The following is an 18,869-nucleotide window of genomic DNA, read 5'->3' as shown; positions in this document are numbered from 1 at the left end:
AGCTCGATGGCGCACGGCGGAAACTACCTGCCCGAGTACGTCGCCCGCGGCGGCGGGATCTTCGCCGAGAACGGGCTCGAGGTCCCGTACACCCTGCGCGACCCATGGGACGGGATCGTCCACGACCTCGCCGACGGGACCTCGGACGTCGCACTGGGTGGCCTATGGGTGCCCGCGATGTACTCGAGACGGGGGCGCGATCTGGTCGCGATCGCGCAACTGAACGACCGGTTCCCGATGTGCATCGTCACCCGCGAGCCGGTGGCGGACTTCGAACTCTCGTGGCTCACTGGGAAGACGTTGCTCGTTCCGGGACAGGGTGGGTCGGCACCTGCCGAGTACACCCGCGGGCTGATGCGTGAGGCCGGCATCGATCCATGGCAGACCCGTTACTGCCATGAACTCTCGATGCCGATGCTTCGCGAGTTGTACGTCGGTGGACTGGGCGACGCGTTCGTCGCTGACCTCGGCACCGCCACCGAACTGCAGCGGTCGGGACAGGGGCACATCTCCTTCCGGCACGCCGAACGTGGCGGCCGGATGCCCAACAGCGTGTACTACGTGCTGCGTGAGCGCCTGGACGAGCTGACGCCGCGACTGATCCCGTTCGTCCGCTCGATCGATCAGGCCATGGCCCGGCTACGCAACGGCCCGACCGAGGACCTTGCCGACCTCCTTCGTGCGGAATGGCCCGGTGCGGACGTAGCTCTCCTCTCCGAAGTCACCGATCTCCTGATCGAGAACGGAACGTGGGCCACGACCCGGATCGACCGCGACGCGTGCAACCGGTGGACCGGCATCCTGCACACAGCCGGCCTGACCGTCTCGCACGTCGACTACGACGACATCATCGACACCCGGGCCATGGACCGGGTGCTAGTGGAAGGCGGGAGGGCCTCCTTGTAGGCCTCGGTGGATGGTTTCGGGGTCGGCGACGAAGTTGGGGAGTTGGTCCTCGGCCGTGTAGTAGCGGTGGAAGACCGGGGTCTGGGAGCCCGAGAGGGGTGGGACTATCCAGGTCCAGTCGGCGGGGCAGCGGCGGCCGGCTCGTTCCTCGCGTTCGAGATGGATGAGGAACCTGCGCGACTCGGTGTGGTGATCGGTGATGCTGACGCCGTTCGCCTGGAACGAGTGCAGTACGGCGCGGTTGATCTCGACCAGGGCCCGGTCGCGCCACAGCGTTGCCTCGTCGGAGGTGTCGAGACCCATCCGTTCCGCGACCTCGGGGACCATGGCGTAGCGGTCGTTGTCGCCGAGGTTGCGGGCGCCGATCTCCGTGCCCATGTACCAACCGTTGAAGGGCGCGGCCGGGTACGAGACGCCGCCGATGAGCAGCGTGTTGTTGCTGATCACCGGAACCGCATGCCACCGCATGCCTAGGTCGGCGAACCACGCCAGCTCGGGGTGCTCGAGGGGAACCTCCTGCACCGCTTGTCCGGGAAGCTGGAACATCCGCGGGCCTTCCTCGACGGTCTCCACGACCAACGGGAGTACGTCGAAGGCTCCTGGGTGGTCGGGCGGGCGCCAGCCGCGCTGGACGAGTTCGCTCGTGAAGGCTCGGTAGCGAGGGTCTCCGAGGACGCGCCCGTCGGGCTGCTCGTGTCCGGCGTACCGGATGAGTTGTTCGTTCCAGATCCGGGGGGCAGGTCTGGTCGGGGTCTCGGGGGCGAAGACGCTGATCATCGGGCGGATCTTCCCGCCGTTGTGTGCCACGCGTAGGTGGTCGAAGCAGTGCCTGGCGACGCCCTCGGCGTCGGCGACGGTCCTAAGGTCGCGCACCTGCAGGCTGTGCCAGTACAGGCGTCCGATGCAGCGTGCGTTGTTGCGCCAAGCGACGCGGGCGCCGAAGGTCAGCTCCTCAGCGGTGTGCCAGTACGTCCCGGTGAGGTCGATCTCGCGCATCACCGCGGCGATCCGCGGTCCCATCCGCTCGGCCTTGGGATTCTCGGCGTAGAAGAGCTCGAGGAACTCCTGGGCCGCGGCCCGAACCTCTTCGATATCGACGCTCCCGGGACGGGGTTCGGGCGGGCTCACCGGGGGATCGGGCCGCACCAGGGGCTCGGTCCGCGCCGGATGGTCGGCCCTCGCCCGGACCCGACCGGGGCCTGGTGACGCTCGCCGGCCGGTCCGCGGGGACTTGTGCCACGGCCCGACCTGGAGCAGCCGTTCGCCGCCATGCGACGCGTCGAGATGGTAGGCGTAGATCCGAACGGCCAGAAGAAGGATTGCCAGACTCAGTACGACGACGGCCGGGCGGCTCGGCGGTACGTTCCAACCGAGTTCGACCGCGCCGACGGCAGCACCGGGCGCGGCAAGTCCGACGGCTGCGAGCAGGAGAACCACAAGCCGTCGGTTCGGTGTCGCCGGCCGGTCGGCGGCGACGTGATGGACAGGGCAGGTCTGCTGTGACTGGGCGGGTCTCAGCATCGGTCAATCCGTTCCCCGAGAGTGCGTGCCGTTCCCGTTCCGCAAGCGGGTCTGCCAGTCCCGGTTGCTGTCGAACAGCGGGTCGTCCGGGCGAGGCGCCGCGGGATCCGGATCGCCGGCCTGCAGGTTGCTGCCGAGCTGGTCGACCTCGGTGGCGAACGAGTTCACGATCGACTGCATCTGCGCCTGGGCGGTCTGCGCGTACGAGCGAACCTGCTGGCCGGCCGTGTCCATGGCCTCGGCGACGATCTTGCGTTCGTGTTCGCGCGCCTGGCCGATCCGCTCGCGGGCGTCCCGGCTGACGTCCTGCACCATCTCCTCGACCACGAGTTGCGCCTGGCTGAACATCTGGACGACCTGTTCGTTCACGCGGTCGCCGGCCTGCTCGTAGTGGTCCAGCTCGGCCTGCATGCGTTGCAGTTCCGCGCGCCCGCGCTGCAGCTCGGACTGGAGCCGTTCGTTCTTGGCCCGGCTGTCGTTGAGCTCCTGCTCCGTGGCTTGGATCTGGTCAGCCAGCAGATCGAGGTATCCGTAGACCTTGCCGGCGTCCAAGCCCCGCATCCGCCGTTGGAATCTCTCGTCCCGGATCGACCGGGGTGTCTGATGTCGAGAGCCGTGGCGCTGGTGGTTGATCGTCACTTGCTGTCTCCTGACCTGGTAGAGCCGCCCCGACGGTGCGCTCGCCCGCGGCTGCGTAGTAGAAGTGCTCGTACTTGATGTGCTCGGGACGCATGCCGGCCGCAGCCAGCTGCTCGAGGGTGTGCGCGACCATCTGCGGGCCGCCGCACACCATCGCCGTACGCCCGTACAGCACCTGCCGGGCTGCGACCGTGCCGACCTTCCCGCGCTGTCCGGGATAGGACGGGTCGTCGGACACGACTTCGGTGTAGTCGAACCAGGGCCGCTCCTGGGCGAGTGCTCGCAGCCGGGGGCGGTCGTAGAGATGCCAGGGCATCCGGACGCCGTGGAGCAGATGGACCAGAGGTCCGGCGCCCGTCCGTTGCCACTCGTTGTCGATCTGTTCGAGTACGGCGAGGAGCGGTGCGAGACCGGTTCCACCGGCGACCAGGAGCAGCTCCCTCGCCGCACCTTGCAGAGTCAGCCGCTCGCCGACGGGCGCTCCGAGCTTCACGGTGTCGCCGGCTTTCAGGGATCGCACCACGGTCGGGCTCACCTGGCCGCCGTCGATCTGTTGCACATGCAGATCGATGGAGCCATCCGGACGTGGCGCGTTGGCCGGGCTGAAGTACCGCCATTGCCGCGGCCGTTGCGGGATCTCCATCGAGACCGATTGGCCCACGCGGAACTGGAACGCTCGTCTGGGCCGGACAGTGAGCAGGGTGAGGTCCATGGTCCGTCGCTCGGCCGAGATCACATCGGCGTCCCACCAGTCCGGGCTGGACTCCGACGACATCTCCGCCGCCTCGACCATGATCCGTGCGACCACCTGGTACGCCGCCGTCCAGTCCGCGGCGAGTTCCTCGTCCCATTCGGACCCCAGGAAGTGCATCAGGGTCGCGCAGAGCGAAGCGCCGACCGCGTTGTAGTGCTCCGCGAGTACGGCGTACTTGCGGTGGTCACGGCCCAGGTGCTGCAGGAAGGCCGCGTCGTTCTCGATCTGGTCGGCGTGGCTGACGATCCGGCCGAGTGCGCCGACGAACTTGTCCCGCTGATGCGACATCGACAGGGGGAACATCGAGCGCACCTCGGGATGAGACACGAAGAGGTGCGAATAGAAGTACAGCGGAACCTGTTCACCGTGTCGTGTGACCTGGTCCCAGCTGCGTTGCAGGGCGTTGGCATCCATCGGGATTCGCTATCCGTCTCGGAACGGCAGCTCCTCGAGGGTCGGGGACGGCCCATCACTGGGGACCAGCCGGTCCCGGTCGTGGGCAGCTCGAGCCGACAGTTGCTGTGTTGACAAGGGTTTCCCTCCCAATCGAATCCCCGAGTCCAAGTCCTGTGTAATTCCCCCGACTTACCCCGGGCAACCGGGTTGAAACCGTGGATCGGACTCAATCGTCTCGAAAATCTCGGCATACCGACAGGGGCTACTGACAAGGAGTCGCGACGGGCTCAGCTGTTAATCGTTTGACCCAGCTGGAGGCGTGCTGATCTGCTGTGAGCAGGTGCGCCGGACCAGCCGGCGCGGACCGGAAGGAGGAGAGCCGATGTCTGTCCTGTCCAGCAGCTTTGCTCTGAAAGGTTCTTCGGTTTGGCATTCGCACGTTCGTTCAGTTGTGAGCATTGCGGCGTAGAGGTCTCCCTCGACGCCCCCGGAACCACCCATCGAAATCACTGCCCGGGTTGCCTGTGGTCGCGCCATCTCGACCGCAACGTACCGGGCGATCGCAAGGCCGATTGCGCCGGCGGCATGGAGCCGATCGCGGTAACGGTCCGCGGCGAGGGCCGTTGGGTCCTCGTGCACAGATGCACCAATTGTGGCCGCCTTCGTCTCAACAAGACCGCCGGTGACGACAACGTCCTCCTCCTGATGCGATTGGCGGCCCTGCCGCTGACCATGCCCTTCATTCCCTTCGCGGCCGAACCTGAAACCGGGGGAAACGGGAATGGTTCGCATCCGCCTGCTCGCAAGCCCAGAGCACGCAAGGCCAAGGCCCAGGTGCGGCCGGCCGCCGAATAGTTGCGCTAGGCAACAGAGTGCCCGGTCACGGCTGGCCATGCGACATCGTCGATGGCCAGCCAGGGAGCGGTGGCCAGCGTGGCCGGGGTTGCCTTGGCGAAGGCGGTGACTTCGCGGTGGAGGTGGGACTGGTCGGTGTAGCCGCTGGCCGCGGCGGTGGTGGCGGGGGACCGGCCGGCGGCCAGGAGGTGGGCGGCGTAGTCGAAGCGGACCAGTTGGGCGGCTCGTTTGGGCGTGACGCCCAGTTGGGACCGGAAGCGGGACCACAGGCGCTTGCGGCTCCAGCCGGTTTCGGCTGCCAGGCGATCGATCCGCAGCCGGCCTTGACTGTCAAACGTTCGATGCCAGGTATGGGCGACCTCCGGATCGACGGCGGGGGAGTTGTCCAGCCGTCGAGCGAGGACGTCAACGACGATGTCGAATCGCTGAGTCCAGGACGGCGCGAGCCGCAGCCGGTCCTCGAAGCGGGATCCCCATACGTCCGCGAGCGCCGCCACCGTCCCGGCGAGGTCGATCGAGGTGCCGAACACCCGGGCTGCCAGGACCGGTGAGAGCCGAACCTGCAGACAGTCGCCCATCGTCCCGGCGGCACGGAGTTCGCCGGGAAGCAGGCCGATGAAGGCGCTGCCCTTGGCCCGGCGGCCGTGGGTGTCGTCGTACACGATGCCGTCGCCTTCACTCAGATCGACGATCAGGGTGACCGACGGGTGCGCGACCATGGCGATGTCCGCGGGCGCCTCGGCCCGGTGGCGGAATCCGGCCATGCTGAGGCCGGGCAGCCGCCCCGGTTGCCGGGGGACTGCGACGTCCACCAGCGCCCAGTCAATCCCGGTCGCTCCCATAGGACGATGCTAGGCCTGGCGTGAGCGGTCCGTCGCGGTGAAGTCGAGCAGCAGCCGGCTCGTTGTGTCGGGCGCCTCGAGCATCGGGACGTGCCCGATTCCCGGCAGCAGCTCGACCCGTCCGCGCGGCAGTACGTCGTACTCGTGTGCCGACTGCGGATCCCAGCGCGGGTCCGCGCCGCCGAAGCCCACCAGCATCGGTACGTCGATCTTGGTCAGCCTGTCGGGAACGCTTCGCTCGGCGATGTACGCGCCGTTGTGTCGCAACACCGACGAGAAGGTCTTGTAGGTGAGGCCGCGGAGTTCGGCGACCAAGGCGTCCGGGATCTCCACCGGGCGGACGCAGGTCACTCTGATTCCCTTGCGGACCAGCTTGTCCGAGCGCAGTGCCCAGACGAGCCGGCCGATCGGCGGGCTGGTGAGAGCGCGCAGGAGCGCGGGCTGTGGAAGGAGTGCGGCGGGACTGGGGCCGGTGCTGATCAACGCGATCGCACTCACGAGTTCGGGACGCTGCTCGGCGAGCGAAGTGGCGACGTACCCGCCGCTCGAATGTCCGACCAGCGTGACAGGTCCGACGTCGAGGCTGTCGATCAGCTCCGCCACCCGGCTCGCCTGCGAAGGGACGTCGTACGACGTCGGGGGTTCGGACTGACCCATCCCGGGCAGGTCGACACAGATGACGTCGTGGTGCTCGGCGAGCGCCGGGATCACTGGCGCCCACGTCGCTCCGGACGCTCCCGAGCCGTGGATGAGCACCATCGGAGACGTCTGCCGGGAGCCGGCGCGCACTACATGAAGTCCACTCATGCGCCCAGGATGCGCGGCCGTCGACTGTCCGGTCTTGTACAAATGTCCGCGCTAAGAGGGGGCGGGGGAGGTTGAGCGCCTCGGTCTCCAGCGGTTGGGCTCAGGTGGGGCGGTGGGTAGCTGCACTGTGACGCGGAGGCCGCCCGCGGGGCGCGGCGTGAGGGTGAGCGTGCCGTTGTGGGCCTGGGTGATGCTCTTCGCGATGGCGAGACCAAGGCCGACGCCTGCGTGGTCGCTGCGGATTCGTTGGGTGCCGCGCTGGAACGGCTCGATCAGCGTGGAGACCAGGTACGGGCTGAGCTTCTCGCCGGTGTTCTCGACCGTGAGTACGACGGTCTTGGGGTGAACGCTGGTCGTGATCCACACGGTGCCTTGGTCGGGCAGATTGTGGACGATCGCATTGTGGACGAGGTTCGTGGTCAGCTGCAGGAGGAGCGTTTGCGAGCCCATCGTGCGGGCGATCTCACCGGAGGTTTCGATGGTGAGGCCGCGCTTTTCCGCGAGGGGGAGGAGGGCTTCGGTGGCTTCTTCGGCCGCGAGGGACAGGTCCACGTGTTCGCGGGTGAAGGACCGCTGGTTGGCTCGGCTGAGCAGGAGCAAGGCTTCGGTGAGGTCGATCGCCCGGGTGTTGACGTACTGGAGGCGCTCGACGAGTTCGACGGGGTCGCGGTCCAGGTCCTTGCTGGCCACGTCGAGAAGAGTCTGGGTGATCGCCAGCGGGGTGCGTAGTTCGTGCGAGGCGTTGGCCGCGAATCTCTGCTGCTCGGCGTCGTGTGCTTCGAGCCGCGCGAGCATGGCGTCGAAGGCGTCGGCGAGTTCGCGGAACTCGTCCTGGCGGCCTTCCAGCTGGATCCGGTGCGACAGCGATCCGTTCGTGGCCAGGCGGGTGGCGCTTGTGATGCGAGCCAGCGGAGCGAGCATGCTGCCGGCGAGAAGCCACCCTCCCAGGAGGCCGAACACCAGCAGGAGAGCCAGCGCCAGCACCGCCTTCGGGACGAAGGCGGCCACCAGGTCGGAGCGGTCGGGCATGCGCATCACCGGGGCCGCGATCACATCCGGCACATAGCGCAGCAGGAACACCCACACGACCGCGAGCAGCAACGCACCGGCAGCCATGATGCACGCGGCATAGCTGAGCGTGAGTTTGAGGCGAATGCTCAAACCGGGGGCTCTATCCATGGTCCCCTCCGGTGTCGATGCGATACCCGGCGCCGGCCACGGTCGTGATGACCCACGGCTCGCCGAGTCGTTTGCGCAGTGCCGAGACGGTGATGCGGACGGCGTTGGTGAACGGGTCGGCGTTCTCGTCCCAGGCCCGTTCCAGCAGCTCTTCCGCGCTGATCACACCGCCCTCGGCGCCGATGAGGACCTCGAGGACGGCGAACTGTTTCCGGGTGAGCGCCACGTACCGGCCGTCGCGGAAGACCTCGCGGCGGAACGGATCCAGCCGCAGGCCCGCGATCTCTCGCACCGGCGGTCGGTTGTGGGCGCGCCGACGGTCGAGGGCCCGGAGCCGGAGCACGAGCTCCCGGAAGGCGAAGGGCTTGGTCAGGTAGTCGTCGGCGCCGAGTTCGAATCCGGAGGCCTTGTCGTCGAGCCGGTCGGCCGCGGTGAGCATGAGAATCGGCATACCGCTGCCGGAGGCAACGATCCGTTTGGCCACCTCGTCACCGGAAGGCCCCGGAATGTCGCGATCCAGTACGGCGATGTCGTACGCGTTGATGCTCAGCAGTTCCAGCGCGGTGTCACCGTCACCGGCGATATCGGCCGCGATCGCTTCCAGCCGCAGGCCGTCGCGAATGGCGTCTGCCATCTCGGGTTCGTCCTCGACGATCAACACACGCACACTATCGATGGTACGAGGCGAACATATCGTCGGCGTATCCAAAACCCCATACGTACTGACAACACCGCGCTGCCTTGACTGGATGGCATGTCCGTCAGTGAACCGGCACAGCTAACAGGCCGCCGTACCAAATTGGCCCTCCGCGCGGCGTTCGTGGTCGCCAACGTAGCGCTTATCGGCATCTTCATTCATCAGACACTTTCGGCTCCGGTCCTGTCGGGCGGCGGCTCCGGCCAGCGTGCGCTGGGGGAGGCGGACGGCGCCGTACCTGAGGGCACGACGGTCTTCGACGACGAGGTTGCCGGGGTGGCGAATCTCGACCCGTCGCTGCTCGGCGCGCTGCGGCAGGCATCGACCGATGCCGGGATCAAGTTCTTCGTCAACAGTGGCTGGCGTTCTCCGGCGTACCAGGAGCAGCTGCTGAACGAGGCGATCTCGAAGTACGGGTCGAAGGAGGAGGCCGCTCGGTGGGTGGCCACGCCGGAGACGTCTCCGCATGTGTCGGGGCACGCGGTTGACCTTGGGCGGTCTGACGCGTTGGCGTGGTTGTCCAAGCATGGCGCTGCGTACGGGCTGTGTCAGATCTACAAGAACGAGCCGTGGCACTACGAGCTGCGGCCTGAGGCCATCGAGCACGGGTGTCCACCGATGTACGCCGACCCTTCGCACGATCCGAGGATGCAGCGGTGACTCTGACCGTGCGGCAGATCCACGCCGGCGAGCATCTGGAGTTTGTGCAGCGGCAGCGGTCGGTCAGTTTTCTGCAGACGCCAGCCTGGGGTGGCGTCAAGACGGAGTGGCGTAGCGAGTCTCTTGGTTGGTTCGATGGGCAGCGGCTGGTCGGGGTTGGGCTCGTCCTGCATCGCCCGGTACCTCGGTTTGAGCGCTATACGTTGGCCTATCTGCCTGAGGGGCCGGTAATCGATTGGACCGGTGAGATCTCCGAGTGGCTTGGCCCGTTGGCGGCGTACCTGAAGGGGCAGGGCGCGTTTGCGATCCGGCTCGGTCCGCCGGTACGCACGGATACGTGGAGCGCTGCGCAGGTCAAAGCAGGTATCGCGGATCCGGCCGTTCGGCGGCTCACGGACCTGCCCAGCCAGGAGGTCGACCCGGTTGGTGCTCGGGTGACCAGGCAGCTGCGTGATGGTGGGTGGTTGCCACAGAGTCCGGAGAACGGGTTCGGTGCGGGGCATCCGCAGTACAACTTCGAGCTTCCGCTGATAGGTGGGACCGAAGATGATGTGCTCACGGGCATGAACCAGTTGTGGCGGCGCAACCTCAAAAGGGCGGTGAAAGAGGGCGTCGAGGTGACGGTTGGCGAGGAGTTGAAGGCGTTTCACGATCTCTATGTCCACACCGCCGAGCGCGACCACTTCACCCCCCGGCCGCTGCGGTACTTCGAGACCATGTTCGCGGCGATGGCTCCTGAGGACCGCGATCGGATTCGCCTCTACCTGGCCCGGCACCAGGGCGATCTCGTTGCCGCGACGATCCTGGTCCGCGTCGGTGCGCAGGCCTGGTACTCGTACGGCGCCTCCTCGACGGAGAAGCGTGAGGTGCGTGGGTCCAACGCCTGCCAGTGGGCGATGATCCGCGACTCGCTGGCGGCCGGCTGTGACGTCTACAACCTGCGCGGCATCACACCGACCCTCGACGCCGACGACCCGCACGTCGGGCTGATCCAGTTCAAGGTCGGCACGGGCGGTCAGGCCGTACGGTACGTCGGTGAGTGGGACCTCCCGCTACGACCCATCGTCTACCGGGCGTTCGACCTGTACATGCGGCGACGCGAGACCCTGAGGCGGCGCGCGCGAGCGGAGGTTGAGTGATCACGCGAGCGCGGCGGCGACCTCGTCAAGGTGTGCGCCGCGAGAAGCCTTGATGAGTACGACGTCGCCGGGTGCGAGGTGATTGCGCAGCCAATCGATGGCCGCGTCGTTGTCCGCCAGCGGCACGCCTCGCTCACCTGCACCGCCGGCGATGGCGCCGGCGCCCGTGCCGACCGCGACCACGACGTCGGCCCGAGAGACGGCGTACTCGCCGATAGCGCGGTGCTCGGCCTCGCTGTCGTCGCCGAGCTCGAGCATCTCGCCGAGTACGGCGATGCGGCGCTTGCCCTCGATCGCCGCCAGTGCGTCCAGGCCGGCGAGGGTCGATTCGGGGTGGGCGTTGTACGAGTCGTTGAGCAGCGTCGCGCCACTGTCCAGCTCGCGAAGCTCTAGTCGCCACTTCGACAGCGTGGTTGTGGCCAAGGCTTTGGCGATCGCGTCGAGAGTGATGCCGGCCGCCAGCCCCGCCGCCGCGGCAGCCGACGCGTTGAGCGCCTGGTGGGCGCCGAGGAGGGGCAGTGCCACAGGTGCCGCGGCGTCGGCGGTCTGCAGTGTGAAAGACGGTCGGGCGAGCCGGTCCAGGGTCACATCAAGCACCCGTACGTCGGCATGCTCTGCCCGACCGAACGTCAGCACCTGCCCATCGGTGAGCGCGCGCATCGCGACCACCCGCGGATCGTCGGCGTTCAGTACGGCGGTGCCGCCGGGCGCCAGCCCCTGCACGAGTTCGCCCTTGGCCGTGGCGATCGCCGTACGCGATCCGAACTTGCCCAGGTGAGCCCGGCCGACGTTGAGGACGACGGCGATGTCGGGCGCAGCCAGGCTTGCGAGGTGGGCGATGTGACCGATGTGGCGGGCACCCATCTCGAGGACAAGGAACCGGGTGGCCGCATCGGCGCGCAGCATGGTGAGCGGTACGCCGAGCTCGTTGTTGAGCGAGCCGATCGTCGCGATCGTCGGCCCGGCGCTCGAGAGCACCGCAGCCAGCAGGTCCTTGGTGCTGGTCTTGCCCTGAGAGCCGGTCACCCCGGCGACGACGAGGCTGTCACGCAGTTGAGCCACGACATGAGCGGCGAGCTTTTGGAGCGCGGCCTGGACGTCCGCCACGACGACGGTCGGCAGCGCCGTGGGCCGGGAGCCGAGCACGGCGACGGCACCGACCCGGCCGGCCTGGTCTGCGTAATCGTGGCCGTCGACGTACTCGCCGGCGAAGGCCACGAAGAGCCCGCCCGGCTCGGCCTGCCGGCTGTCGAGCACGGCGGGCGCGGTCACTGTCACCGAGCCGTTGCCCGTGACCGTCCCGTCGACGACCGAGGCGATCTCGCTGAGGCTGATCGGAATCATGCGTCCACCCAAGAACGACCGGTGTTGCCGGAACGTATCGGGATTTCAATACGCCGACGATAGGTACGGCGTCCTTCACTAGGCGGATGACCTACAGCGAACCAGCGGCTCTGCGCCGATGGCTGGCGTCCGCGTCCTCCCCGGCCGTGCCGATCACGGTGTTCGGCTGCGGGTCGGACGAGGCGGTCCTGTTCCGGGAGTTGGCACCTCGGCTTGGCGTCGTACCGAACCTCACGGCGGCGGCCGTCACTGAGGTGAATGCCGAACTGGCGTTGGGGAATCGGTGCATCAGCGTCGGTCACAAGACTCCGATCACCAACGCCGCTCTGCTGGCGCTGAGCCGGGCCGGCGTGGAGTACATCTCCACGCGGAGCATCGGCTACAACCACCTCGACGTGCCGTACGCCGAGAGCGTCGGGATCCTCGTCGAGAACGTCGACTACTCACCCGACAGCGTGGCCGACTACACGTTGATGCTGATGTTGATGGCGGTGCGCGACGCGAAATCGATGCTTCGGCGTACCGAAGTTCACGATTATCGGCTGAGTGAGCTGCGCGGGAGGGAACTGCGCGATCTGACCGTCGGGGTGATCGGAACCGGTCGCATCGGCAGCGCAGTGATGGATCGGCTCCGGGGCTTCGGCAGCCGGGTACTTGCTCATGACAACTTTCCGACGACCCCCGCCGACTACGTTCCGCTCGATGAATTGCTCGAGCAGAGCGACATCGTCACGCTCCATACGCCGCTCACCGCGGATACCCACCACCTTTTGGATCGTCGCCGGATCGAGCGGATGAAGCCTGGCGCTTTCGTGGTCAACACCGGACGTGGGGCTCTCCTTGATACCGAGGCGCTGGTTTCGGCCTTGCAGGACGGGCGATTAGGTGGTGCCGCGCTGGACGTCCTCGAAGAGGAGGAAGGAATCTTCTACGCCGATCGCAGAAATGAACCCATCGAGAGCAAGTTGTTGTTGCGGCTGCACGAGCTGCCCACTGTGATCATCAGTCCGCATACCGCCTTCTACACCGACCGTGCCTTGAGCGACACGGTTGAGAACTCCCTGACCAATTGTCTGAACTTCGAACGCAGAAAGCAGCAATGGATATGAAGATCGGCATCATCTTCGGCGGTTGTTCCGAAGAACACCCCATTTCGATCAAGTCCGCGCAGCAGGTGGCGAAGCATCTCGACCGTGACAAGTACGAGCCGTACTTCATCGGGATCACGAAGAGCGGAGCCTGGAGGCTCTGCGACGGCCCGGGCGCCGGTTGGGAAAACGGCGATCCGGTCGCACTGTCGCCGGACCGGGATGTCCATGGACTGCTGGTTCTGAGGCCGGACGGCTACGAGACGATCAGCTTGGACGCGGTGCTGCCGGTGCTGCACGGCAAGTTCGGCGAAGACGGTGCGATTCAGGGCCTGCTGGAGCTCGCCGGGATTCCGTACGCCGGGTGCGACATCCAGAGCTCGGCGCTGTGTTTGGACAAGACCCTTGCCTACACAGTTGTCAGGAGCGCGGGGATCGCTACACCGGAGTTCTGGACCGTCGCGGCGGACGAGAGCGTCGATGCCGACCAGTTCACCTATCCGATCTTCGTGAAGCCGGCGCGATCCGGGTCGTCCTTCGGGGTCAGCAAGGTGTTGAGCAAGGAGGAGTTGGCGAGTGCGTTGGAGTTCGCGGCGCAGTACGACTCGAAGGTGTTGATCGAGGCGCCCGTGGTCGGCAGTGAGGTCGGGTGTGCTGTCCTGGGCAACGATCCGGACCTGGTCGTCGGCGAGGTGGATCGGATCGCGCTCACGCACGGCTTCTTCAAGATCCACCAGGAGGCCTCGCCCGAAACGGGTTCTGACAACTCGACTCCGGTGGTCCCCGCTGACATCTCGCCGGCGGCGCGCTCGCTCGTTCAGGACACTGCCAAGGCGATCTATCGGGCGTTGGGTTGCAAGGGACTGGCCCGGGTGGACCTGTTCCTCACCGACGCGGGGGAGGTCGTCCTGAACGAGGTCAACACGTTCCCCGGCATGACGTCGTACAGCCGCTACCCGCGGATGATGGCAGCCGCCGGGATGTCGATGTCCGAGCTGATCGACGCCATGGTGTCGTTGGCGGTGACGGGCAAGCTTCGATGAGCGCGCAGATTCGACCGGCCCGCGCGACCGATGCGGCGGCGATCACGGAGCTGCTCCGGCAGTTGGGCTATGGGGCGGTCAATCGGGTCGGGAGCTGGGGTGAGGACCCGTCGAGCGCGGCGTACGTGGCCGAAGTTCGCGGCGAGGTGCTCGGCGTGGTGGCGGTTCACGTCTGTCCGTTCTTCGAGCGTGCGGGCTCCTGGGGACGGATCGTGGCGCTGGTCGTCTCCGAGCACGCGCGGGGGGAGGGCATCGGCGATCAGTTGGTGCTGGCAGCGGAGTCGTTCGTGATGAGTCGTGGAGGCTTGCGTATGGAGGTGACCAGCTCGGATCACCGCCAAGCGGCCCACGCGTTCTATCGAGGCCGCGGCTACATCGACCAGGCCGGCACGTCTTCCCGGTTCCTACGCGATCTCGCCGAGGATGGTGGCGGCGAGGGCTCGGGCCGCGCGGGCGGGGTGCGGGCTGTCCTGGGTGGTGCCCATGACCAGGGTGCCCTCGATCAGTAGGTGGAGCTGTTCTGCGGTGGCCTCGGGGTGGGGGAGCGCTCCTAGCTCGCGGACGAGGAGGGCTCGGAGGCGCCGGCGGAAGGACTCCGTTTCCGCGTGGGCCGGGTGGCCCGGGTCGGCGAAGGCCAGGTCGGTGGCGAAGTATCTGCAGCCGCGGAAATCCGGGGTTGCGGTGAGTTCGTCGAGGCGGTCGAAGAGCTGGAGGAGACGGGCTCGGGGGTCGGCGGGGCCTGCGAGCGCGGTCTCGTACCAGGCGAGGTCTTCGTCAGCCGCACGGCGGAGCACCTCCGTGATCAGGCCGTCCTTGTCGCCGAAGTGTTCGTACAGCGACCTCCGGGCGACGTTCGCCTCCTTGAGCAGCGCGTCCACGCCGACGGCAGCGCCCTGGGTGTAGAAGAGCTGCTGCCCCGCGGTGAGAAGCCGCTCCCGCGGACCCGTCTTCGAGCTCATCTGCGTCCTCCGATTGACAGTAGAACGATCAGTCTATACGGTCGAGAAAGTAGATCGATCGGTCTACATCTGAGGAGGATCACATGACCACGACCGCTGAGACCATCGACCGCTTCAACGAGGCGTTTCGGCTTCGCGACAAGGAGGCGATGGCCGCCCTCGTCCACGACGACTGCGTGATGGTGGCCGCACAGCCGGCCCCGGACGGCGCCTCGTACGTCGGGAAGGACGCCTGCGTCGCGTTCTGGGCCGAACTGATGGACGACGAGTCGACGACCTTCGAAGTCCAGCACGTCTTTTCGGAAGGCGACTGGGCCACCGTCCGCTGGCGCTTCCGCTTCGGCCCGACCGACGCCGAATCCGTGCTCGGCGTGAACGTGACCCGGGTCAGCGACGGACGCGTGCGCGAACAACTCGGCTACACCAAGACCCCAGGCGGCCTCCCACTTCCGGACTGACCCTGACACTGGGGCCGGTTCGTGTGCCAGACTCCGATCGTGCGCAGTCTCTCGTTGTGGTCGGAAGACTCGTTTCTCTCGATCGCCAGCCGTGGATCGGTCCTGTCGATCGGCTCGGCCGGTTCGGTCCTGAGCATCGGGTCGGTCGGCTCTGCCCTGTCGGTGGCTTCGGTCGGTTCGACCTTGTCGGCCTTCTCCGCCGGTTCGGTCCTCTCCGTCGGCTCGGCGCTGTCGGCCCGGTCGCGGTGGTCGTTGTTGAGCAGCGACGGTGATCGCGACGTACTGCGCAAGCCGCCGCTGCCCGGATTCGCCGGGGGAGTGGCGCTGGCCGTCCTGCTGATGGCGTTCGCGCACAGGAGGTAGCCGAACCTTTCCCTACGCCCCGAGGGAGTCCGATGATCCGCAGAGCTTTGGTCCTGCTGTTGTGCCTGTCGCTGGTCCCGTTGAACGCGGAGGCGGCGCCACCCGGAGACCGTGACGTCATCGTCCAGCTGTTCGAGTGGAACTGGAACAGCGTCGGGCGGGAGTGTGGCTCAACGCTCGGCCCCAAGGGGTACGGCGCAGTGCAGGTCTCGCCGCCCCAGGAACACGTCGTGCTCCCGGGGTCCGGGTATCCGTGGTGGCAGGACTACCAGCCTGTGAGCTACAAGCTCGACAACACCCGCCGCGGCACCCGCAGCGAGTTCGTTGCCATGGTCAACAGTTGCCACGCGGCCGGCGTCAAGGTGTACGTCGACTCCGTCATCAACCACATGACCGGCGGCTCGTCGGGTGGGGTCGGTAGTGCGGGTTCGTCGTACACCCACTACGACTACCCGGGGACGTACCAGACGCAGGACTTCCATCACTGCGGGCGCAACGGGAACGACGACATCGTCAACTACGGCGACCGCTACGAGGTGCAGAACTGCGAGCTCGTCGACCTGGCCGACCTCGCGACCGTGACCGACTACGTGCGCGGGCGGATTGCGGCGTACCTGAACGATCTGCTGTCGATCGGCGTGGACGGATTCCGGCTGGACGCGTCCAAGCACATGCCGGCCGAGGACATCGCCGCGATCAAGTCCCGGTTGTCGCGTCCGGCGTACCTGTACCAGGAGGTCATCTACGGCGCGGGTGAGCCGATCACACCGGACGAGTACGTCGGCAACGGCGACGTACTCGAGTTCCGCTACGGCAAGGACCTCGCCAAGATCTTCCACACCGAGCGACTGGCCTACCTGAAGACGTTCGCCGAGCCGTTGCCGTCCGATGACGCGGTCGTGTTCACCGACAATCACGACACCCAGCGGGGGAGCGGCGTACTGACATTCCGCGACAACGGCCGTTATGCGATGGCGAACGCGTTCATGCTGGCGTGGACGTACGGGACGCCGAAGGTGATGTCGAGCTACGAGTACAGCTCGAACGACGAGGGACCGCCGTCGACGAGCACCGGGAAGACCGTCGACTCGACCTGCTTCACCAACCGATGGCGGTGTGAGCACGCCTGGCGCGTGATCGCCAACATGGTCGGCTTCCACAACACCGTCCGGGGAACGGCTGTGACGCAGTGGTGGGACAACGGCAACGACGCGATCGCGTTCGGCCGGGGCAACAAGGGCTACCTCGTCCTGAACGACGAGAGCTCGGCACTGACCGGCCGTGGCTTCCACACCGACCTTCCGGCCGGGGTGTACTGCGACGTCTTCCACGGCGATTACACATCCGGCAGTTGCAGCGGTCCGACGTATACAGTCGACTCAGGCGGCTGGTTCCGCGCCGACATCGCCGCCACCGACGGCCTGGCCCTGCACGCTGCCGCCAAGGTCTCGTAGACTGCCCTAGAGTCTCGTTGCGTGGAGCATCAATTTCTGGCGGTTGCCGGAGCCGGGCTGGCGATCATGATCGCGGCGTCGGTCTTTGCCCGGCGTACCGGCGTGGCGGCGCCGTTGTTGCTGGTGGCCTTGGGGATCGCGGCCAGCTACCTGCCGAGTACGCCGGTGATTCACATCGAGCCGGAGATCATCCTGGCCGGCGTACTGCCACCGCTGCTGTACTCGTCGGCGGTCCAGTTGCCGGTTCTCGACGTACGACGGAACTTCGGGCTGATCTCGTGGTTGTCGGTCGTGATGGTCATCGTGTCGGCGTTGACGATCGGCGCGCTGGTGCATGCGGTGTTCCCGAGCATCTCGTTCGCCCTGGCCACGGCGCTCGGGGCGGTGGTGAGTCCGACGGACGCGGTCGCGGCGACGGCGATCGGCCATCGGGTCGGGCTGCCGCCACGCCTGATGACCGTGCTGGAGGGGGAGAGCCTCGTCAACGACGCGTCGGCCCTCGTCGTCCTCCGTACGGCGATCGCCGCGATCGCGGCCACCACGGGGTTCGACCTCGGCGGGACGATCCTCGACTTCGTCTGGGCAGTGGTCGGCGCAGGGCTGATCGGGGTGCTTGTCGGATTGTTGACAGCACGGCTGCGCCAGCGTCTCGACGATCCGGTGCTCAACACCACGATCTCGTTCGCGGTGCCCTTCCTCGCGTACTTCCCGGCCGAGGCGGCGCACGCGTCCGGCGTACTCGCGGTCGTGGTCGCCGGCCTGTTGACCGGTGCCGTCGGCAGTCGCCGGTTCAGCGCGCGCGACCGGCAGACCCAGGCGACGACGTGGACGACGATCAGCTTCATCCTCGAGAGCGGCGTCTTCCTCGCGATGGGTTACCAGTTGCCCGAGTTGGTCGACGACGCCCGAGCGGACACGACGGTCGGCGAGATCACCTTCCTGGTCGTGCTCGTGGTGGTGCTGCTGATCGCGTTGCGGTTCCTCGGCCTGGCCTGGCCCGCGGTGCTGAGCCGGCTCAATCCGGGTGATCGCGGCGAGCAGGCTCGGGCCAAGCTGAGTCAGTTCGAGGAGCGGCTCGACGCCATGACGCCGGAGACCGAGCGGGCCGAGAACCGCCTCGCCTGGGCGCGCAAGCGACTCGCACGCAGCCAGGCGGACGTGGACTTCGAGGAGCGCGAGCCGATCACCGGACGCGGTCTCCTGGTACTGGCCTGGGCCGGGATGCGCGGCGTGGTCACGGTCGCCGCTGCCCAAACGATCCCGGCCGGTACGCCACACCGGGCCACCGTCGTACTCGCGGCCTTTCTCGTCGCGCTGATCACCCTGGTGCTCTTCGGGCTCAGCCTGCCGGCGGTGATCGCGCGGATGAACTTCCGGTCGGAGGACGCGGCGGACAAGCGGGACTCGGTCCAGGCCCTGCTGCGTCAGGTCGGTGAGTCGGCGATCGACACGCTCGGCCCGTTGGAGGAGCAGACCGTGGACGGCGAACCGATCGATCCGGACGTCGTCAGCGCGATGAAGGATCGCGTCGTACCGCGGATCGTCTCCGCCAGTCAGCAGACGCGGGAGGCGCGACCGGACGCCATCGAGCAGACGCTCGTCCTGCAGCGTCGCTACCTGGACGCGATGCGCGAGGCTCTCGTCGCGGAGCGCAGCATCGGTGCCTACAGCTCGGAGACGTACCGCCAGGTCGAGAGCCTGCTCGACAGCCTCGAGCAACGGTTCCGCGCCGCCTGAGCCGGTGGTCCGGGGAGTACCGTACGTT

General features: G+C 67.2%; 20 protein-coding genes. 11 read left to right on the top strand and 9 right to left on the bottom strand.

Annotated elements, in window-relative coordinates; translation table 11 throughout:
- Nucleotides 1–6 precede the first annotated feature (6 nt).
- The gene (locus tag AB0L70_RS37940; protein ID WP_363691712.1) at nucleotides 7–906 is read left to right on the top strand and encodes an ABC transporter substrate-binding protein; all 900 of its coding nucleotides are present in this window, start codon (nucleotides 7–9) and stop codon (nucleotides 904–906) included.
- Here AB0L70_RS37940 and AB0L70_RS37935 read toward each other — a convergent pair.
- From AB0L70_RS37935 to AB0L70_RS37925, 3 genes are read right to left on the bottom strand one after another with little or no spacing between them, the layout of a single operon-like run.
- Nucleotides 877–2,427 (bottom strand): nitric oxide synthase oxygenase, encoded by a 1,551-nt coding sequence (locus tag AB0L70_RS37935; protein ID WP_363691711.1) that lies wholly within the window; start codon nucleotides 2,425–2,427, stop codon nucleotides 877–879. The two genes, AB0L70_RS37940 and AB0L70_RS37935, sit on opposite strands and share 30 nt — an antisense overlap.
- 3 nt (nucleotides 2,428–2,430) lie before the next feature.
- A complete protein-coding gene (locus tag AB0L70_RS37930) occupies nucleotides 2,431–2,988 on the bottom strand; it encodes a hypothetical protein (protein ID WP_363691710.1) in 558 nt (185 codons plus the stop codon).
- Nucleotides 2,936–4,234: a globin domain-containing protein gene (locus tag AB0L70_RS37925; RefSeq protein WP_363691708.1), complete on the bottom strand. Its 1,299-nt coding sequence runs from the start codon at nucleotides 4,232–4,234 to the stop codon at nucleotides 2,936–2,938. The genes AB0L70_RS37930 and AB0L70_RS37925 overlap by 53 nt, the downstream gene beginning before the upstream one ends.
- Before the next feature lie 408 nt (nucleotides 4,235–4,642).
- Between AB0L70_RS37925 and AB0L70_RS37920 the strand changes: the two genes are divergently transcribed.
- Entirely contained in the window at nucleotides 4,643–5,071 is a 429-nt protein-coding gene (locus AB0L70_RS37920) for an RNHCP domain-containing protein (RefSeq protein ID WP_363691707.1), read from the top strand.
- A gap of 5 nt (nucleotides 5,072–5,076) precedes the next feature.
- Here the strand turns inward: AB0L70_RS37920 and AB0L70_RS37915 are convergent, their stop codons facing one another.
- Genes AB0L70_RS37915 through AB0L70_RS37900 form a run of 4 tightly spaced genes read right to left on the bottom strand, consistent with a single transcriptional unit; the run spans nucleotide 5,077 to nucleotide 8,566 of the window.
- Complete coding sequence (locus tag AB0L70_RS37915) at nucleotides 5,077–5,913, bottom strand: AraC family transcriptional regulator (protein ID WP_363691706.1); 837 nt, start codon at nucleotides 5,911–5,913, stop codon at nucleotides 5,077–5,079.
- 9 nt (nucleotides 5,914–5,922) lie between these two features.
- The gene (locus tag AB0L70_RS37910) at nucleotides 5,923–6,720 is read right to left on the bottom strand and encodes an alpha/beta hydrolase (RefSeq protein WP_363691705.1); all 798 of its coding nucleotides are present in this window, start codon (nucleotides 6,718–6,720) and stop codon (nucleotides 5,923–5,925) included.
- A gap of 51 nt (nucleotides 6,721–6,771) precedes the next feature.
- Nucleotides 6,772–7,881 (bottom strand): HAMP domain-containing sensor histidine kinase, encoded by a 1,110-nt coding sequence (locus AB0L70_RS37905; protein WP_363691704.1) that lies wholly within the window; start codon nucleotides 7,879–7,881, stop codon nucleotides 6,772–6,774.
- A gap of 10 nt (nucleotides 7,882–7,891) precedes the next feature.
- Nucleotides 7,892–8,566 carry a response regulator transcription factor gene (locus AB0L70_RS37900; RefSeq protein WP_363691703.1) on the bottom strand — a complete coding sequence of 225 codons (675 nt, stop codon included), beginning with the start codon at nucleotides 8,564–8,566 and terminating at the stop codon, nucleotides 7,892–7,894.
- Between the two features lie 87 nt (nucleotides 8,567–8,653).
- On the opposite strand from AB0L70_RS37900, the gene AB0L70_RS37895 reads away from it, so the two are divergent.
- On the top strand, nucleotides 8,654–9,256 hold the full coding sequence (locus tag AB0L70_RS37895; protein ID WP_363691702.1) for a M15 family metallopeptidase: 603 nt from the start codon (nucleotides 8,654–8,656) through the stop codon (nucleotides 9,254–9,256).
- A complete protein-coding gene (locus tag AB0L70_RS37890; protein ID WP_363691701.1) occupies nucleotides 9,253–10,395 on the top strand; it encodes a peptidoglycan bridge formation glycyltransferase FemA/FemB family protein in 1,143 nt (380 codons plus the stop codon). The genes AB0L70_RS37895 and AB0L70_RS37890 overlap by 4 nt, the downstream gene beginning before the upstream one ends.
- Here AB0L70_RS37890 and murF read toward each other — a convergent pair whose 3' ends face one another.
- Nucleotides 10,396–11,739, bottom strand: coding sequence for a UDP-N-acetylmuramoyl-tripeptide--D-alanyl-D-alanine ligase (gene murF, locus AB0L70_RS37885; RefSeq protein WP_363691700.1), 1,344 nt, complete (start codon nucleotides 11,737–11,739; stop codon nucleotides 10,396–10,398). It lies immediately after the preceding gene.
- Nucleotides 11,740–11,825: 86 nt separating this feature from the next.
- Between murF and AB0L70_RS37880 the strand changes: the two genes are divergently transcribed.
- Genes AB0L70_RS37880 through AB0L70_RS37870 form a run of 3 tightly spaced genes read left to right on the top strand, consistent with a single transcriptional unit; the run spans nucleotide 11,826 to nucleotide 14,379 of the window.
- Complete coding sequence (locus tag AB0L70_RS37880; protein ID WP_363691699.1) at nucleotides 11,826–12,848, top strand: D-isomer specific 2-hydroxyacid dehydrogenase family protein; 1,023 nt, start codon at nucleotides 11,826–11,828, stop codon at nucleotides 12,846–12,848.
- A complete protein-coding gene (vanA, locus tag AB0L70_RS37875) occupies nucleotides 12,845–13,870 on the top strand; it encodes a D-alanine--(R)-lactate ligase (protein ID WP_363691698.1) in 1,026 nt (341 codons plus the stop codon). Before AB0L70_RS37880 ends, vanA begins: the two co-directional genes overlap by 4 nt.
- On the top strand, nucleotides 13,867–14,379 hold the full coding sequence (locus tag AB0L70_RS37870) for a GNAT family N-acetyltransferase (protein ID WP_363691697.1): 513 nt from the start codon (nucleotides 13,867–13,869) through the stop codon (nucleotides 14,377–14,379). The genes vanA and AB0L70_RS37870 overlap by 4 nt, the downstream gene beginning before the upstream one ends.
- On the opposite strand, the gene AB0L70_RS37865 is transcribed toward AB0L70_RS37870, so the two are convergent.
- The gene (locus AB0L70_RS37865; protein WP_363691696.1) at nucleotides 14,275–14,829 is read right to left on the bottom strand and encodes a TetR/AcrR family transcriptional regulator; all 555 of its coding nucleotides are present in this window, start codon (nucleotides 14,827–14,829) and stop codon (nucleotides 14,275–14,277) included. The two genes, AB0L70_RS37870 and AB0L70_RS37865, sit on opposite strands and share 105 nt — an antisense overlap.
- Nucleotides 14,830–14,912: 83 nt before the next feature.
- Here AB0L70_RS37865 and AB0L70_RS37860 point away from each other — a divergent pair, with 83 nt between their 5' ends.
- The 4 genes from AB0L70_RS37860 to AB0L70_RS37845 are packed head-to-tail and all read left to right on the top strand — an operon-like array spanning nucleotide 14,913 to nucleotide 18,841.
- Nucleotides 14,913–15,287: a nuclear transport factor 2 family protein gene (locus AB0L70_RS37860; RefSeq protein WP_363691695.1), complete on the top strand. Its 375-nt coding sequence runs from the start codon at nucleotides 14,913–14,915 to the stop codon at nucleotides 15,285–15,287.
- Nucleotides 15,288–15,326: 39 nt separating this feature from the next.
- Nucleotides 15,327–15,650: a hypothetical protein gene (locus AB0L70_RS37855; protein WP_363691694.1), complete on the top strand. Its 324-nt coding sequence runs from the start codon at nucleotides 15,327–15,329 to the stop codon at nucleotides 15,648–15,650.
- A gap of 32 nt (nucleotides 15,651–15,682) precedes the next feature.
- Nucleotides 15,683–17,104: an alpha-amylase family protein gene (locus AB0L70_RS37850; protein ID WP_363691692.1), complete on the top strand. Its 1,422-nt coding sequence runs from the start codon at nucleotides 15,683–15,685 to the stop codon at nucleotides 17,102–17,104.
- 21 nt (nucleotides 17,105–17,125) lie between these two features.
- Nucleotides 17,126–18,841, top strand: coding sequence for a sodium:proton antiporter (locus AB0L70_RS37845; protein ID WP_363691691.1), 1,716 nt, complete (start codon nucleotides 17,126–17,128; stop codon nucleotides 18,839–18,841).
- Nucleotides 18,842–18,869 lie beyond the last annotated feature (28 nt).

It is taken from the genome of Kribbella sp. NPDC051952, assembly GCF_040680855.1.
Lineage (GTDB): Bacteria > Actinomycetota > Actinomycetes > Propionibacteriales > Kribbellaceae > Kribbella.
The sequence above is the reverse complement of the archived record's forward strand: the minus strand, read 5'-3'. Positions and strand labels throughout refer to the sequence as shown.